General features: G+C 71.8%; 9 protein-coding genes. 7 read left to right on the forward strand and 2 right to left on the reverse strand.

The window, feature by feature from the left end; all coding sequences use genetic code 11:
* Positions 1–75 precede the first annotated feature (75 nt).
* The 5 genes from ACPCK6_RS09145 to ACPCK6_RS09165 all read left to right on the forward strand — a co-directional run bounded on the left by ACPCK6_RS09145 (position 76) and on the right by ACPCK6_RS09165 (position 4,359).
* Complete coding sequence (locus tag ACPCK6_RS09145; protein WP_396881281.1) at positions 76–675, forward strand: hypothetical protein; 600 nt, start codon at positions 76–78, stop codon at positions 673–675.
* Between the two features lie 13 nt (positions 676–688).
* Entirely contained in the window at positions 689–1,774 is a 1,086-nt protein-coding gene (locus ACPCK6_RS09150; protein WP_423480846.1) for a hypothetical protein, read from the forward strand.
* A gap of 125 nt (positions 1,775–1,899) precedes the next feature.
* Complete coding sequence (locus tag ACPCK6_RS09155; RefSeq protein WP_423480847.1) at positions 1,900–3,558, forward strand: sodium:solute symporter family protein; 1,659 nt, start codon at positions 1,900–1,902, stop codon at positions 3,556–3,558.
* A 17-nt stretch (positions 3,559–3,575) separates the two neighbouring features.
* Positions 3,576–3,899, forward strand: a complete 324-nt coding sequence (locus tag ACPCK6_RS09160; RefSeq protein ID WP_396881277.1) for a hypothetical protein — start codon at positions 3,576–3,578, stop codon at positions 3,897–3,899.
* A 76-nt stretch (positions 3,900–3,975) separates the two neighbouring features.
* Positions 3,976–4,359, forward strand: a complete 384-nt coding sequence (locus tag ACPCK6_RS09165; RefSeq protein WP_396881276.1) for a hypothetical protein — start codon at positions 3,976–3,978, stop codon at positions 4,357–4,359.
* Positions 4,360–4,468: 109 nt separating this feature from the next.
* Here the strand turns inward: ACPCK6_RS09165 and ACPCK6_RS09170 are convergent, their stop codons facing one another.
* Entirely contained in the window at positions 4,469–6,292 is a 1,824-nt protein-coding gene (locus tag ACPCK6_RS09170; RefSeq protein WP_396881275.1) for a glycoside hydrolase family 6 protein, read from the reverse strand.
* 575 nt (positions 6,293–6,867) lie between these two features.
* On the opposite strand from ACPCK6_RS09170, the gene ACPCK6_RS09175 reads away from it, so the two are divergent.
* Positions 6,868–8,100, forward strand: coding sequence for a hypothetical protein (locus tag ACPCK6_RS09175; protein ID WP_423480848.1), 1,233 nt, complete (start codon positions 6,868–6,870; stop codon positions 8,098–8,100).
* Positions 8,087–8,974, forward strand: a complete 888-nt coding sequence (locus ACPCK6_RS09180; RefSeq protein WP_423480849.1) for a class F sortase — start codon at positions 8,087–8,089, stop codon at positions 8,972–8,974. The genes ACPCK6_RS09175 and ACPCK6_RS09180 overlap by 14 nt, the downstream gene beginning before the upstream one ends.
* Before the next feature lie 63 nt (positions 8,975–9,037).
* Here ACPCK6_RS09180 and ACPCK6_RS09185 read toward each other — a convergent pair whose 3' ends face one another.
* Positions 9,038–14,101 (reverse strand): NAD-glutamate dehydrogenase, encoded by a 5,064-nt coding sequence (locus tag ACPCK6_RS09185; protein WP_423480850.1) that lies wholly within the window; start codon positions 14,099–14,101, stop codon positions 9,038–9,040.
* Between the last annotated feature and the right edge of the window lie 237 nt (positions 14,102–14,338).

Genomic DNA, 14,338 nt, shown 5'->3' on the forward strand with positions numbered 1-14,338 from the left:
GCGGGGCGGAAAGTGCCGCACAACGGGATTGGCGATCACCCGCACGAGGGAATACCAGCGTGCGAAGGAGGAGCCATGTCGTCCACCCAGGTAGTCGTCATAGTCATCGTCGTCGCCGTCATCGCCGCGCTCGTCGCGGTCGCCGTGGTCGCCAGCCGCCGCCGGGCGCTGCGCGAGCGCTTCGGCCCCGAGTACGACCGGGTCGTCGCCGAGCAGGACAGCCGCAGCGCCGCCGAACGTGAGCTGCGGGAACGCGAACGCCGGCACGCCGAGCTGGAGCTGACCCCGCTGAGCCCGGAGTCCCGGGCCCGCTACGCCGCCGCCTGGGAGGAACTCCAGGTGCGCTTCGTCGACTCCCCCGCGGAGACCGTCGGCGAGGCCGACGAACTGGTCAGCCGTCTCATCGCCGAGCGCGGATACCCCACCGGGGACTTCTCGGACCAGATCGCCCACCTCTCCGTCGAGCACGCCCGCACGCTCACCCACTACCGCGACGCCCACGAGATCCGGCAGCGCAACGAGCGCGGTGAGGCCGGCACCGAGGACCTCCGGCAGGCGCTCGTGCACTACCGGGCCCTCTTCGCCGACCTGCTCGGCGAGGAGCCGGTGCCCATGTCCACGCAGCAGCCGGAGCAGCGCCACCCCGACCACGACCACGACGTCCCGAGCCGCTGAGGAGGCCGCCGCCATGCGCCAGGATGAACAGCAGGTCACGCAGGACCACCCCGAGGCCGTCCGGTCCGCACCGGTGCCGGTGCCGCAGCCGGGCGAGCACGCCGACACCGATCGCCGCGACGCCGACCGGGCCGACGTGCCCGAGGACGCGCTGGACGACCGCGGCACCTTCGACGACCCGGCGGTCGCCGACGGGCGGCGCGACGCCGAGGTCGACGAGACCCGCGCCTACGACGCCGGGGAGCTGCGCGACGCGGCCGACCGGACCGACGACGACGGGCGCGCCCCGTACGCCGAGCCGGCGCCGCTGCCGACGGCGTTCGGCGCGGCCACGGTGGGCGACGCGGTAGCCGCCTCGGCCCTGGCCGGCGGCCGTCCGCAGGACGAGCGCGACGCGCGCGACGAGGACACGGCGGCGCCGGGCGACGGCGCGCCGGGACGCACCGACCCGCTGGACGACGAGCGGGCCGACCCGACCGCCGGGGACCGCCTGCACGACCGGGACCGCTGGGACGCCGAGCACTCCGGCACCGCCGATCGTGACGTGGACGGCGACGGCCGGGAGGACCGAGCGGCGGACACCGACGCCCGGGACGACCGCATCAACGGCGTCGTCCGGGACGACGCGGTCGCCGACCGCGCGGTCGGGTTCGGCAGCGCCGAGCCCGGCCTGGTCGACCCGGACGCCGAGCCCGTCCCCGCCACCGACGACGCCGACCGGCGGCACGACCGGGTGGACCCCGACACCGCCACCGCCGCGGCGGGCGCGGCAGCCGCCGGCGCGGGCCTGGCCGGTGCCGAGCGGACCACGCCCGGCGCGGTACCCGCCGACGCGGCGACGCTGTTCGCGCCGGAGGCCGCCCAGGGCTTCCGGGACCGCTGGCGCGACGTGCAGCTGCGCTTCGTGGACGACCCGCGCGCCGCGGTCGGCGAGGCGGAGTCGCTGGTCGAGGAGGCGATCGAGGCGCTCTCCACGGCCCTGCGCGAGCAGCGCACCCGGCTCGGCGCCTGGCAGGAGTCCGGCTCCACCGACACCGAGCAGCTCCGGGTCGCCGTGCGCGGCTACCGCGACTTCCTGGACCGCGTGCTGGGCCGCTGAGAAACCGCCACGAAGCCCCGGCCGGTGACCCGGCCGGGGCTTCCGCACGCCCGGACCGAACAGCAGGTATGAAACCTCGCAATCGGGGTACGTGCGGTCAGCGGTGACACGAGGGGAGCACGGCCATGGGCGGCGGCGGCCTGCGATTGAACATGAACGCCCTGGACTATCTGATCCTGGCGCTCTACTTCGTCACGGTGCTCGGCGTCGGTTTCGCCGCCCGGCGCGCGATCCGCACCAGCGTGGACTTCTTCCTCTCCGGCCGCTCACTGCCCGCCTGGGTCACCGGCCTGGCGTTCGTCTCGGCGAACCTGGGCGCGCTGGAGATCATCGGCATGGCCGCCAACGGCGCTCAGTACGGCATCATGACCGTGCACTACTACTGGATCGGCGCCGTACCGGCGATGGTCTTCCTCGGCATCGTGATGATGCCGTTCTACTACGGTTCCAAGGTCCGCAGCGTGCCGGAATACCTGCGGCTGCGCTTCAACCGCCCCACCCACCTGCTCAACGCGATCAGCTTCGCGGTCGCGCAGGTGCTCATCGCGGGCGTGAACCTCTACGCGCTGGCCCTGATCATGCAGGCGCTGCTCGGCTGGCCGCTCTGGTTCGCGATCATCGTCGGTGCGGTGATCGTGCTGGCGTACATCACCGTCGGCGGGCTCTCCGGCGCCATCTACAACGAGGTGCTCCAGTTCTTCGTGATCATCGCCGGTCTGGTGCCGATCACGGTGATCGGGCTGGTCAAGGTCGGCGGCGTGAGCGGCCTGATGGACGCGGTCCGTGACTCCAGGCTCGGCGAGGCCGGGCTGCACGCCTGGGAGGGCACCGGAAGCACCGACAACCCGCTCGGCGCGCACTGGCTGGGCATCGTCTTCGGCCTCGGCTTCGTGCTCTCCTTCGGCTACTGGACCACCAACTTCGCCGAGGTGCAGCGCGCCCTGTCCGCGCGGAACATGAGCGCCGCCCGGCGTACGCCGATCATCGCCGCGTACCCGAAGCTGCTGATCCCGGCGGTCACCGTGATCCCCGGCCTGATCGCCCTGGTCACCGTGAAAGGGCTGGGCGCCGACGAGGGCGACCTGGTCTACAACAACGCGATCCCGCTGCTCATGCGCGACCTGCTGCCCAACGGCGTGCTCGGAATCGCGGTCACCGGCCTGGTGGCCTCGTTCATGGCCGGCATGGCGGCGAACGTCAGCGGCTTCAACACCGTGTTCACGTACGACATCTGGCAGGCGTACTTCCGGCGCGACATGCCGGACGAGCACTACGTGAAGGTGGGCCGGCTCGCCACCGTCGGCGCCGTGGTGATCGGCATCGGCACCGCGTTCATCGCGGCCGGGTTCAGCAACATCATGAACTACATCCAGGCGCTGTTCTCGGTGTTCAACGCGCCGCTGTTCGGCACGTTCATCATCGGCATGTTCTGGCGGCGGATGACGCCGCTGGCCGGGTTCTGGTCGCTGCTGTCCGGCACCGTCGTCGCCACCGCCACGTATCTGCTCTACAAGGGCGGCGTGATCAGCTTCAACTCGGACCTGGAGGAGAGCTTCTGGGGCGCGGGCCTGGCCTTCGCCACCGTCGCGGTGGTGGCCGCGATCGTCACGCCGCTGACCCGGCCGAAGACCGACGACCAGCTGACCGGGCTGGTGTACGGCCTCAGCGACACCACGCTCGCCGACGACTCGCTGGCCGGCGACGCCGCCTGGTACCGCTCCCCGGTGCTGCTCGGCGTCGTCGCGGTGATCCTCGCCGCACTGTTCTACATCCCGGTCTTCTGAAGGAGGGGACGCACGCCATGGCAGACGACGCGGACCGCCACTACCAGGGCGGCGAGGCGCACGACCCGCTGGTCGACGAGACCGAGGACGTCCGGGAGGAACGCTCCGCCGCGGCCCGGCTCTTCGACATCCGCCGGGTCATCGGTGGCCTGTTCGTGGTGTACGGGCTGATCGTCGGGCTGATGGGGCTGTTCGACACGTCCGCCGAGATCGACAAGGCGCAGGGCGTCCGGATCAACCTGTGGGCCGGCGCGGCGATGCTGGTGTTCGGCCTGCTGATGCTGCTGTGGCTGCGGCTGCGCCCGACCGAGACGCCGGAGCCGCACCGCGACGAGTCCTGACCCCCGCCGCCCGCATGGCACGGCCCGCACCGGGTACGCGACGGGGATCAGGCGGAAGGGACAGGAGGGCAGCAGCATGACCGATCGTGACCGCGGTGGCGAGCGGCCGCTGGAGGAGACCCCCGAGGTGGCCGCGGCGGTGGACGACGACAGCACGGTGCCCCAGTTGCGCAGCGCCGGCACCGACCCGGACAACCCCGTCTTCACCGAGCCCGACGGGGCGGTGCCCGACACCGGGTCGCCGAACCTCATCGGTGACCCGTACGCGGCCGGTACCGGCGCGACAGGCACCGGCACCGGTGCCGCACCGGACGACATCCGCACCGGCGCCGAGCAGCCGTGGGATCCGGAGGACCTGGTGCAGGCCCGGGGCCAGGACGTGACCCCGGAGAACCTGGAGCGGGCCCGCCGCGACCTGGCCGAGCTGGGCCGGGCGGCGATCGAGCGCACCGTGCCCTGACCTTCGGCACGGCCGAGGGCCCCTGGCCGACGTGGGCGTCGACCAGGGGCCCGGGGAACCCGCGCGGCGGTGCCTCACTCCCGCCGCCGCGGGTGGCCCGTACCGCGGCTCAGGAGAGCGGCGGGTACGCGTTCTGCATGAGCTGCTGGAACTGGGCCGGGAACCAGGCGCCGGAGATCGGCGCGTCCGGCAGGGCGCCGGACATGCTGTTGCCGTTGCGGGCGTTACCGGTGTACGTCGGGTCGCACATCCGGTCGAAGCCCTTGCCCTCGTTGTTCGGGATCTCCTTGCTGGAGCCGTCCGACTCGCCCGGGGGCTTCACCCAGACGTAGGCGTCGATCCCGGTCTCCGGGTTGGCCCGCGGCCGCTCGCCGAGACCCGCACCGGCCTGGTTGCACCAGTTGCCGGCGTGAATGCGCCGGTCGACCCGGCCGCCGTTGACGTAGGCGTCCACGCTGGTCATCGGGCCCGGGCCGGTGGGCCGGGCGGTGCCGCCCCAACCGTTACGGGAGGTGTCGATCAGCATGCCGATGTTGCTGTCGAAGCCGACCGAGACCAGCTTCTGCCGGAACGCCTGGGCGAACGACAGCTCGTCGACGTACTGGTTCCAGTCGATCCACTTGGACTGCCGGACCGTCTGGCCGTTCACCGAGTCGGTGACCTTGACGTACGGCTCCTTCAGAGCGGAGTAGTTCGCCGTGTTGACGATGAAGCCCTGCACGTTGGCGACGGTGCTGCCGGACGCCACGGCGGCGGCCTTGAGCTGGTCGGCGACCGGGCCGAAGTTGCTGTCCCAGCCGATCCAGCCGTGGTGGGCGGCGTCGATGTAGTTGTAGACGTTGCCGATCGCGCCCAGCTTCGCCAGGGCGTAGCCGACACCGTTCACGTACGCGCCGTTGGCCTTCACGGTGTCACACATGACGGTCCCGCCCGGGTTGCCCGAGGTGTTGGTCACCAGGTTGGGCAGCGAGTCGATCTCGATGATGTTGACGATGCGCAGGTTCCGGTACTTCGCGTCGCCCTGGATCGCGGCGATCGGGTCGATGTACTCGGCCTTGTACCTGGGCAGCTCGTCCGGGCCCAGCTCACCGTTGGAGGCGAGCGCCGCACAGTCGCGGCCCGGCAGGTTGTAGATGACGAACTGGATGTAACCGGCACCCTGGGCGAGCGCGGCGTCCAGGTGGTCACGGACGCCCATCGCCCCGTTGGAGCTGCTGTCCGGCGTGCCGTTGATGGCGGCGATCCGGTCGATCCAGACGGCGGTCGGGTTGTTCGACACCCGGTTGCCGCCGGACACCGACTCGGCCTTGGCCTTCCACTCGGGGTTCACGTACCCCTTCACGCCGGCGTACGGGTTGTCGACCCGCTGCCCGGGCGGCGGGGTCGTCGTCGGCGGCGTCGAGGTCGGCGGGGTCGACGTCGGCGGGGTGCTCGTGGGGGGCGTGCTGGTCGGCGGCGTGCTCGTCGGCGGGGTGCTCGTCGGCGGGGTGCTGGTGGTCGGCGTGCCGCCGTTGCACACGGTGCCGTTGAGCGTGAACTGGGTCGGCTTGGGGTTGCTGCCGCTCCAGGAGCCGTTGAAGCCGATGGTGGTGCTGGCGCCGCTGGCGAGCGACCCGTTGTACGACTCGTTCTGCGCGGTGACGTTCTGGCCGCTCTGGGACCACCGCGCGGACCAGCCGTTCACCACCCGCTGCGAGCTGTTCGGGAAGGTGAAGCCGAGGTTCCACGAGCTGAGCGCGTCACCGATGTTCTTGATGGTCACGGTGCCGGTGAATCCACCGGGCCAGTCGCTGGTCGTGTAGGTCACGCTGCACTGGGTGGCGGCCTGCGCCGCGGTGACCGGGAGGGTCACCAGTCCACCGGCTACCAGGACGCCGGCGCCGGTGAGCGCAAGCGTCCGGTTCCGGCCGGACAGCCTTCTCCACAGATTCATGCCAATGATCTCCTTGGGCGAGACCGGATCCGCGTACGGCCCGGCGCAATGGCGGCTGCGGTCGTCCTGCGGGAACGACCGTGCGCGCCACGGGTTACTTTCGGGGGACGCCCGACCCGGACGGGCGTTGTGGGGGTGGTGGTGCCGGCCGGTCCGCAGGACCGGCCGATGGAGCCGGACGTCGGCCGGTGGTGCCGGCTGCCCTCGACGTCTGAGCTCGCGGTGTGGCTCCCCGAACCGCGTGCAGCGATTCTTGCATGGGAGCGCTTCCATGGCAATGGCTCGATGCGGCTCACCCCACCGTACCGCCGCCCCCACTCCCGCCGCCCCACCGGCGCCCCTGCCCGGTGGAACACCACGGGTGTCGAACCGGCCCGGAGACACCCATGACGTTCCACTCGGCGCGCGGACCGCGGCCGCGGTATAGGCCACCCGATCCGCGCGCGGCGTCGGACAGGACGCGCATCCGCACCAACATCAGCAAATCCCTAAAAGCGAATCTTTCCCCGAATAAGTCGCGAAAAGGTCTAACGTCGGCCTTAGCTCGACTGACGTCGGGCTCAGGACGAACAGGGATGGAGACGCTGGTCATGGCTAAGAAGATGCTCGGGAAGGTGGTCGCGGGCGCCGCCCTCGGCGGAGCCGGCCTTCTCGCGTTCACCCCGGGAATGGCCTACGCGGGCGGGCACGACGAGGGCAAGGTCATCGCCAAGCCCCACGTGGTGAAGGCGGGGGACACCGTCGAACTGCTCGCGATCTGCTCCGAGCCGCAGAAGCACGCCACCGTCTGGTCGAAGGTCACCGGCAAGGTCGACCTGCACCCGGCCCGCGACGGCGAGCACGGCGACTGGGCCGACCGCGGCGGCGACTGGGGCGGCGACCAGGACTGGGGCTGGGACGACAAAGGCCCGGACGGCAAGGACGACCACGGCAAGGGCCCGGACGGCAAGGACGAGCACGGCAAGGGCCCGGACGGCCGCGGCGAGCCGGGCGGGGACGGGCACGGCCCGGACGGCAACGGCCCGGGTGGCAACGGCCCAGGTGGGAACGGCCCCGGCGGGAGCGGCCCGGGTGGCAACGGGCCCGGCGGGAACGGCCCGGGTGGCGACGGCATGCCGCAGCCTCCGGCGGACCAGCCCCAGCCGCCGGCCGGCCAGCCGGAAGGGCAGCCGCAGCCGGGTGGCGCGGGCGCCGGCGCGGCCGTCGACCCCGGCGACTGGCAGGGGCACGACGAGTACGGCCAGGACGCCGAGCCGGGCTGGGAGAAGGAGAAGCCGGGCGGGCCGGACTGGACCAAGGACGAGCACGGCCCCGACGGCAAGGACCGGCACGGCAAGGACGCCAAGGACGAGCACGGCAAGGACGACCGTGGCGGCCGGCCGGACGACAAGGGCATGGACGGCAAGGACGAGCACGGCTCCTGGCAGGACGGCGAGGGCGACTGGCAGGGCGGCAAGGACGACTGGCAGGCGAGCGGAGGCGCCTGGCAGGAGGACAGGGGCGACTACGGCAAGGACGCCGAGCGCGACTACGGCAAGGACGAGTGGGAGCACGGGAAGGACTTCGTCTACTACGGCGAGGCCACCGTGTCCCACGACGCCCGGCCGGGCCGGTACGAGCTGCGGGGCACCTGCGGTGAGGGCGAACTGGTGGTCCTGCCGCGCGGTGGGGTCGACGGCGGCGACGGTGGCATGACGACCACCGGCGTGGACCGTACCCTCGCCACCGGCGGCGCGGGCATGATCGGCGCCGCGGCGCTGGGCGGCCTGGTGCTGCTGCGCCGGCGGCGGGCCGGTGGCCTGGTCTGACCGGACGACGACCCGGGCCGGCGGCCGCCACGGAAGTCCGTGGCGTGCCGCCGGCACGGCCGTCGTCGTCCTGCTCGCCATGGCCGGGGCCGGTCTGATCGGCGCGTCCGTCCGGACCGTCCCGCCACCGTCACCGCCGCAGCCGCTCGGCCAGGCGGCGCCGGTCACCACCGGCCCGCAGAGCGATCCGGGTGGCGCCGACGCCGACCCGGACGCCGAGAGCCGACCCGCACCGGGCGCCGAGGCCCAACCGGCACCGGGCACCACCGGCCCGTCCACACCGGGTGGCACCGGCCGGCCGGCAGCGGACGCCGCCGGGGGCGGCCCGGCGACGCCGGGTCCACCGATCGGCGCCACCCCGGGCGCCGCAGCCGTCCCGGAGACCCCGAACACGACGGGCGCCGCCCCGGCCCCGCTGCCCCGGTCGGCGCCGGTCACCATCTCGATCCCCCGCATCGGGGTGCAGGCGCCGATCATGTCGCTCGGCACGAACCCGGACGGCACGGTCCAGGTGCCCCCGCTGGACCAGGCCATGAACGCCGGCTGGTACTCCCCCGGCGCCAGCCCGGGCGAGGCCGGCAACGCGGTGATAGTGGGTCACGTCGACTCCGCCCAGCTCGGCCCGGCGGTGTTCTTCAACCTCGGCGCGCTGGTGGCGGGCGACACCATCGTGGTGGCCCGGCAGGACGGCTCGTCCGCCACGTTCACGGTGCGGGAGGTCGCGTCGTACCCGAAGACCGCCTTTCCCGCCGCGCAGGTCTACGGCCCGTCGGACGTGCCCGCCCTGCGCGTGGTGACCTGCGGCGGGGTGTTCGACAAGACGGCCGGGAGCTACCTGAACAACATCGTCGTCTACGCCCCGATGACAAGCTGAGGGCGGGAACGGCAGTGGCCCGGCGGTCGGGGAACCGACCACCGGGCCACCCGTGCGTCAGCGTCAGGCCGCCGCCGAGGTCCGGACCAGGGTACGGATCTGGCGCAGCAGCACCGACAGCGCGGACAGGTCGGCGCGGGACTCGTCGAACTCCCCCATCGCCCGGTGCGCCCGGTGGATCGAGGTGGCGTTCGCCTGCTCCCACTCCTGCACCCGCTCCACCGGCGGCACGTCCTCCGGCGTGGACCCGAGCACCTCCGCGGTGAGCGCGGCCAGCGCGGCGTACAGGTCGTAGCGCAGCGCCATCCGGGCCAGCGTCTGCCACCTGTCCTCGCGGGGCAACAGGGAGATCTTCGACAGCAGCGCGTCGACCCGGAACCGGTCGGAGAGCACGAAGTAGACCGAGGCCACCTCGCTCACGTCCCGCCCGGTCGCCTGCGCCGTCTCGACGATGTCGAGCAGGCCGAAGCTGTACATCAGGCGGGTCGCCTGCTCGGCCAGGTCACGCGGCAGCCCGCGCTCGACCAGCGACTCGATGTGCGCCGCGATGGCCTCCCGCTCGGTGCCCCAGAACCGGTTCTCCAGGTCCGGCAGGAGCCGGGCCACACCGTCGCGCAGCCGGGCGATCTCCGCCGGCACGTCGATCGGCGAGCGCCGGTTGGTGACCAGCCAGCGCACCGCGCGGTCGAGCAACCGCCGGGTGTCCAGGTAGACGGCGGTCTGCAACTCGGGCGAGACCTTGTTGTCGAGCGCCTCGACCGCGTCCCACAGGTCGCGCAGGCCGAACACCTCACGGACCACCACGTACGCCCGGAGCACGTCGGCAGCGGACGCCGCCGTCTCCTCGACCACCCGGAAGACGAACGAGATGCCGCCCCGGTTGATCGCCTCGTTGACCAGGACCGTGGTGACGATGTCCCGGCGCAGGCGGTGCCGGCCCATCCGCTCGGCGAAGCGCTGCCGCAGCGGCGTCGGGAAGTAGTTGACCAGGACCTCGGTCGTCCACTCCTCGTCCGCCAGGCCCTCGCCGACGATCTCGCGCTCCAGCACGATCTTGACGTACGCGAGCAGCACCGCGAACTCCGGCGCGGTCAGGCCGCTCTCGGTGCGGACCGCCAGCTCCTCGTCCGAGGGCAGCGCCTCCAGCGCCCGGTTCAACGCGCCGGACCGCTCCAGCTCGTTGATCATCCGCCGGTGCACCGGGAGCAGCGAGGCGGCCTGGGCCTGGGCGTTGTTGAGCGCCCGGGCCTGGTCGTAGTTGTCCCGCAGCACCAGCTCGGCGACCTCGTCGGTCATCTGGGCCAGCAGCTCGTCGCGTTCCGGCCGGTCCAGCTCACCGTCGGCCACCGCCGTGTTGAGCAGGATCTTGATGTTGACCTCGTGGTCGGAGCAGTCCACACCGGCCGCGTTGTCGATGAAGTCGGTGTAGATGCGGCCACCGGTCGAGGCGTACTCGATCCGGCCCTGCTGGGTGAAGCCCAGGTTGCCGCCCTCGCCGACCACCCGGCAGCGCAGGCCCTTGCCGTCCACCCGGATGGCGTCGTTGGACTTGTCCCCCACCTCGGCGTTGGTCTGGCTGGACGCCTTCACGTAGGTGCCGATGCCGCCGTTCCAGAACAGGTCGACCGGCGCGGTGAGGATCGCCTTCATCAGCTCCTGCGGGCTGAGCTGCGTGACGTCCTCGTCGAGGCCGAGCACCGCGCGGACCTGCGGCGAGATCGGCACCGACTTCGCCGTACGCGAGTGGACGCCGCCGCCGGCGGAGATCAGCTCGCGGTCGTAGTCCTCCCACGACGAACGCGGCATGTCGAACAGCCGCTTGCGCTCCTGGAAGGACCGGGCCGAGTCCGGATCCGGGTCCAGGAAGATGTGCCTGTGGTCGAACGCGGCCACCAGCCGGATGTGCTTCGACAGCAGCATCCCGTTGCCGAACACGTCGCCGGACATGTCGCCGACGCCGACAACTGTGAAGTCCTGCGTCTGGGTGTCGTGGCCCAGCTCCCGGAAGTGCCGCTTGACCGACTCCCAGGCGCCCCGGGCGGTGATGCCCATCTTCTTGTGGTCGTAGCCGGCCGAGCCGCCGGAGGCGAACGCGTCGCCCAGCCAGAAGTTGTGCGCCTCGGAGATCTCGTTGGCGATGTCGGAGAACGTCGCGGTGCCCTTGTCGGCGGCCACGACCATGTACGGGTCGTCGCCGTCGTGCCGGACCACGTCGTCGGGCGGCACGATCTCGCCGCTGACGATGTTGTCGGTGACGTCGAGCAGCGCGGAGATGAACTCCTTGTAGCAGATCACCGCCTCGTCCCGGTCGCCCGGCTTCTGCTTGAGCACGAAGCCGCCCTTGGCGCCGACCGGCACGATCACCGCGTTCTTCACCATCTGCGCCTTGACCAGGCCGAGCACCTCGGTCCGGAAGTCCTCGCGCCGGTCGGACCAGCGCAGGCCGCCGCGGGCCACCGGCCCGTAGCGCAGGTGCACGCCCTCGAACCGGGGCGAGTAGACGAAGATCTCGAACTTGGGCCGCGGCGCCGGCAGGTCCGGGATGGCCTGCGGGTCCAGCTTGAACGCCACGTACGCCTTGGGCCGCCCGCCCACCGGCTTCTGGTAGAAGCTGGTGCGCAGCGTGGCCTGGATCAACGTCAGGTACGACCGCAGGATGCGGTCCTGGTCGAGGCTGGCCACCTCGTCCAGCGCCGCACCGATCGCGTCGACCAGCTCGCCGCTGCGCTGCCGCCGCTCGTCGAGCGTGGTGGCGCCCGGGGCGAACCGGGTCTCGAACAGCTTCACCAGCAGTTCGGCGATCTGCGGGTACGCGATGAACGTCTGCTCCATGTACTCCTGGGAGAACACGGTGCCGGCCTGGCGCAGGTACTTCGCGTACGCGCGCAGCACGACGACCTGCCGCCAGGTGAGCCCGGCCCGGAGCACCAGCTCGTTGAAGCCGTCCACCTCGGCCTCGCCCCGCCAGGCGGCGGCGAAGGCGTTCTCCACGTGCGGGCGCACCTCGGCCAGGTCCTGGTGCCGCTCGGGCAGCTCCAGACCGAAGTCGTAGAGCCAGATCCGGCCGTCGACGCGTTCCACCTCGTACGGGTGCTCGTCGACCACCTTCACACCGAGCGAGTGCAGCACCGGCAGCACGGCGGAGAGCATCATCGGCTCGCCGTACCGGTAGACCTTGAACCGCACGTCCATCGTCTCGTCGGCGTCGACGGCGCGGGCGGCGTACGGACGCGGCGGCGCCTGCTTGCGGAACAGGTGCATCTCCAGCTGGCCGGGCTCCTCCAGCAGCTCCAGCTTCGCCAGGTCCTTCATCGCCTCGTACGGCGTGTGCCCGTCCTTGTAGCCCTCCGGGAACGCGTCGGCGTACCTGGCGAACAGGTGCTTGGCCTGCTCGTCACCGAGCTTGCGTTCCAGCACCAGCCGGTAGTCGTCGTCCCACAGCCGGGTCGCGTCGGCCAGCTCCTCGGCGAGCAGGTCGGCGTCGATGTCGCCGGGCGGGTTGTTCGGGTCGGTACGCACGATGAAGTGCACCCGGGCCAGCATCGACTCGGTCACCCGCGTGGTGTAGTCGACGCCGACGCCGTTCAGCTCGCGCAGCAGGATGTCCTGCATGCGCAGCCGGTTCTGCGTGGTGAACCGGTCCCGCGGCAGGTAGATCAGGCAGGAGATGAACCGCCCGTACGCGTCGCGGCGCAGGAACACCCGCAGCTGCCGGCGACCCGCCATCCGCAGCACGCCGATCACCGCGTGGTACAGGTCGTCGGTCTTGATCTGGAACAGCTCGTCGCGCGGGTAGGTCTCCAGGATCTGCAGCAGATCCTTGCCGGAGTGGCTGCGCAGGCTCAGGCCCGAGCGGTCGAGCACCTCGGCGACCTTGCGCCGGACCACGGGCAGCTCCTGCACGCTGGTCCGGTACGCGGCGGTGGAGAACAGGCCCAGGAAGCGCCGCTCCCCGACCACCTCGCCGGCCTCGTTGAAGATCTTGAAGCCGATGTAGTCGAGGTACGCCGAGCGGTGCACAGTGGCACGCGAGTTGGCCTTGGTGATGATGAGCAGGCGCTTCTCCAGCACCTTCTCGTGCGCCTCGGGCGTCATCGAGTTCAGCGACCGGGCCTCCGGCGAGTCGGAACGCAGGATGCCCAGCCCGGTGCCGAGCACCGCCTCCAGCGCCTGCCCGCCGCGCACACCGTCGGTGTGGACCAGGCGGTACTCCCGGTAACCGAGGAACGTGAAGTGGTCGTGCGCCAGCCAGCGCAGCAGCTCCACCGAGTCGGTGATGTCCTTCTCCGGCACCGGCGGTCGGTTGTCCGACGTCCGGGCGGCGGCCAGCTCGTCGGCGAGCGCGAGGGCCCGCTGCCGCATCTTCGGCCAGTCCTCGACCGCCTCGCGCACGTCGGTGAGCACCCGCTGCAACTCGCGCCGCAGCGTCTCCCGCTCGGCCGGGTCGCGGACCGGGTCGATCTCGATCCGCATCCAGCTCTCGACCAGGTCACCGGCGATGGCGTCGTCCGGCTCCACGTCCGCCGACACCTCGGTGAGCCGGCCCAGCGGCTCGCGCCGCACCACGACCAGCGGGTGCACCAGCAGGTGCACGTCCAGGTGGCGGGAGTTCAGCAGGGCGGTCACCGAGTCGACGAGGAACGGCATGTCGTCGGTGACGATCTCCACCACCGTGTGGTGCTGCTCGGCGTCCGGCTCGTGGATGCGGAGCTTCAGTTCGCCCGGCACCCGCTGCTGAGCCAGGTCCCGGTGCGCCCGGGCCGCCTCCAGCATCTCCTCGGCGGTGAAGCCGATCAGCTCCTCGTCCGGCGCGAACCGCCAGAAGCGGTCCACCAGTGTGGCCGCGTCGTGGTCGTCGCCGGCCAGCGCGACCGCCTGGGCGACCAGCCGCTCCGCGTTGGGAACGGGCTCGTCCAGCTCGGCGTCCTCCGACTCGTCGGCCAGCGCCTGCGCGGGCAGGCCCAGGTCGTAGAGGGTGTCGATGCTGGAACCGGTCATCCCGGTCACTCCTGTGTCGAGACGGCTGAAACCGTCTCCGTCGGTCGCCGAATCGAAGCTGTCGTCGTCCCGGCCGGTGTCAGCCTGCCGGAGGTCGGGTCCCGGTTTGATCGCCGGACGCCGGTCCATCGGTGCCACTCCCCTCGACCCACCGCGTTGTGGGTCACTCTGCCGCCCAGCCTAGGCCCTACCGCGCGGTACCTCCCGCGGCGGATCACTGGCCGGACGTCCGGATCGGGACTCTGTCCTTTCACCCGTTGCGGGGCCGAGGTCGGCCGCTCGCGGAGTACCCCGACTGGCGATGTTCATCACACTGCCACACGCTGCTTCTCGCGCTGCCGGAGGCCGTGGCGGGGCGGTGGCGAA

The organism is Micromonospora sp. AB353, assembly GCF_049538395.1.
In the GTDB taxonomy this organism is placed as follows: domain Bacteria; phylum Actinomycetota; class Actinomycetes; order Mycobacteriales; family Micromonosporaceae; genus Micromonospora; species Micromonospora aurantiaca.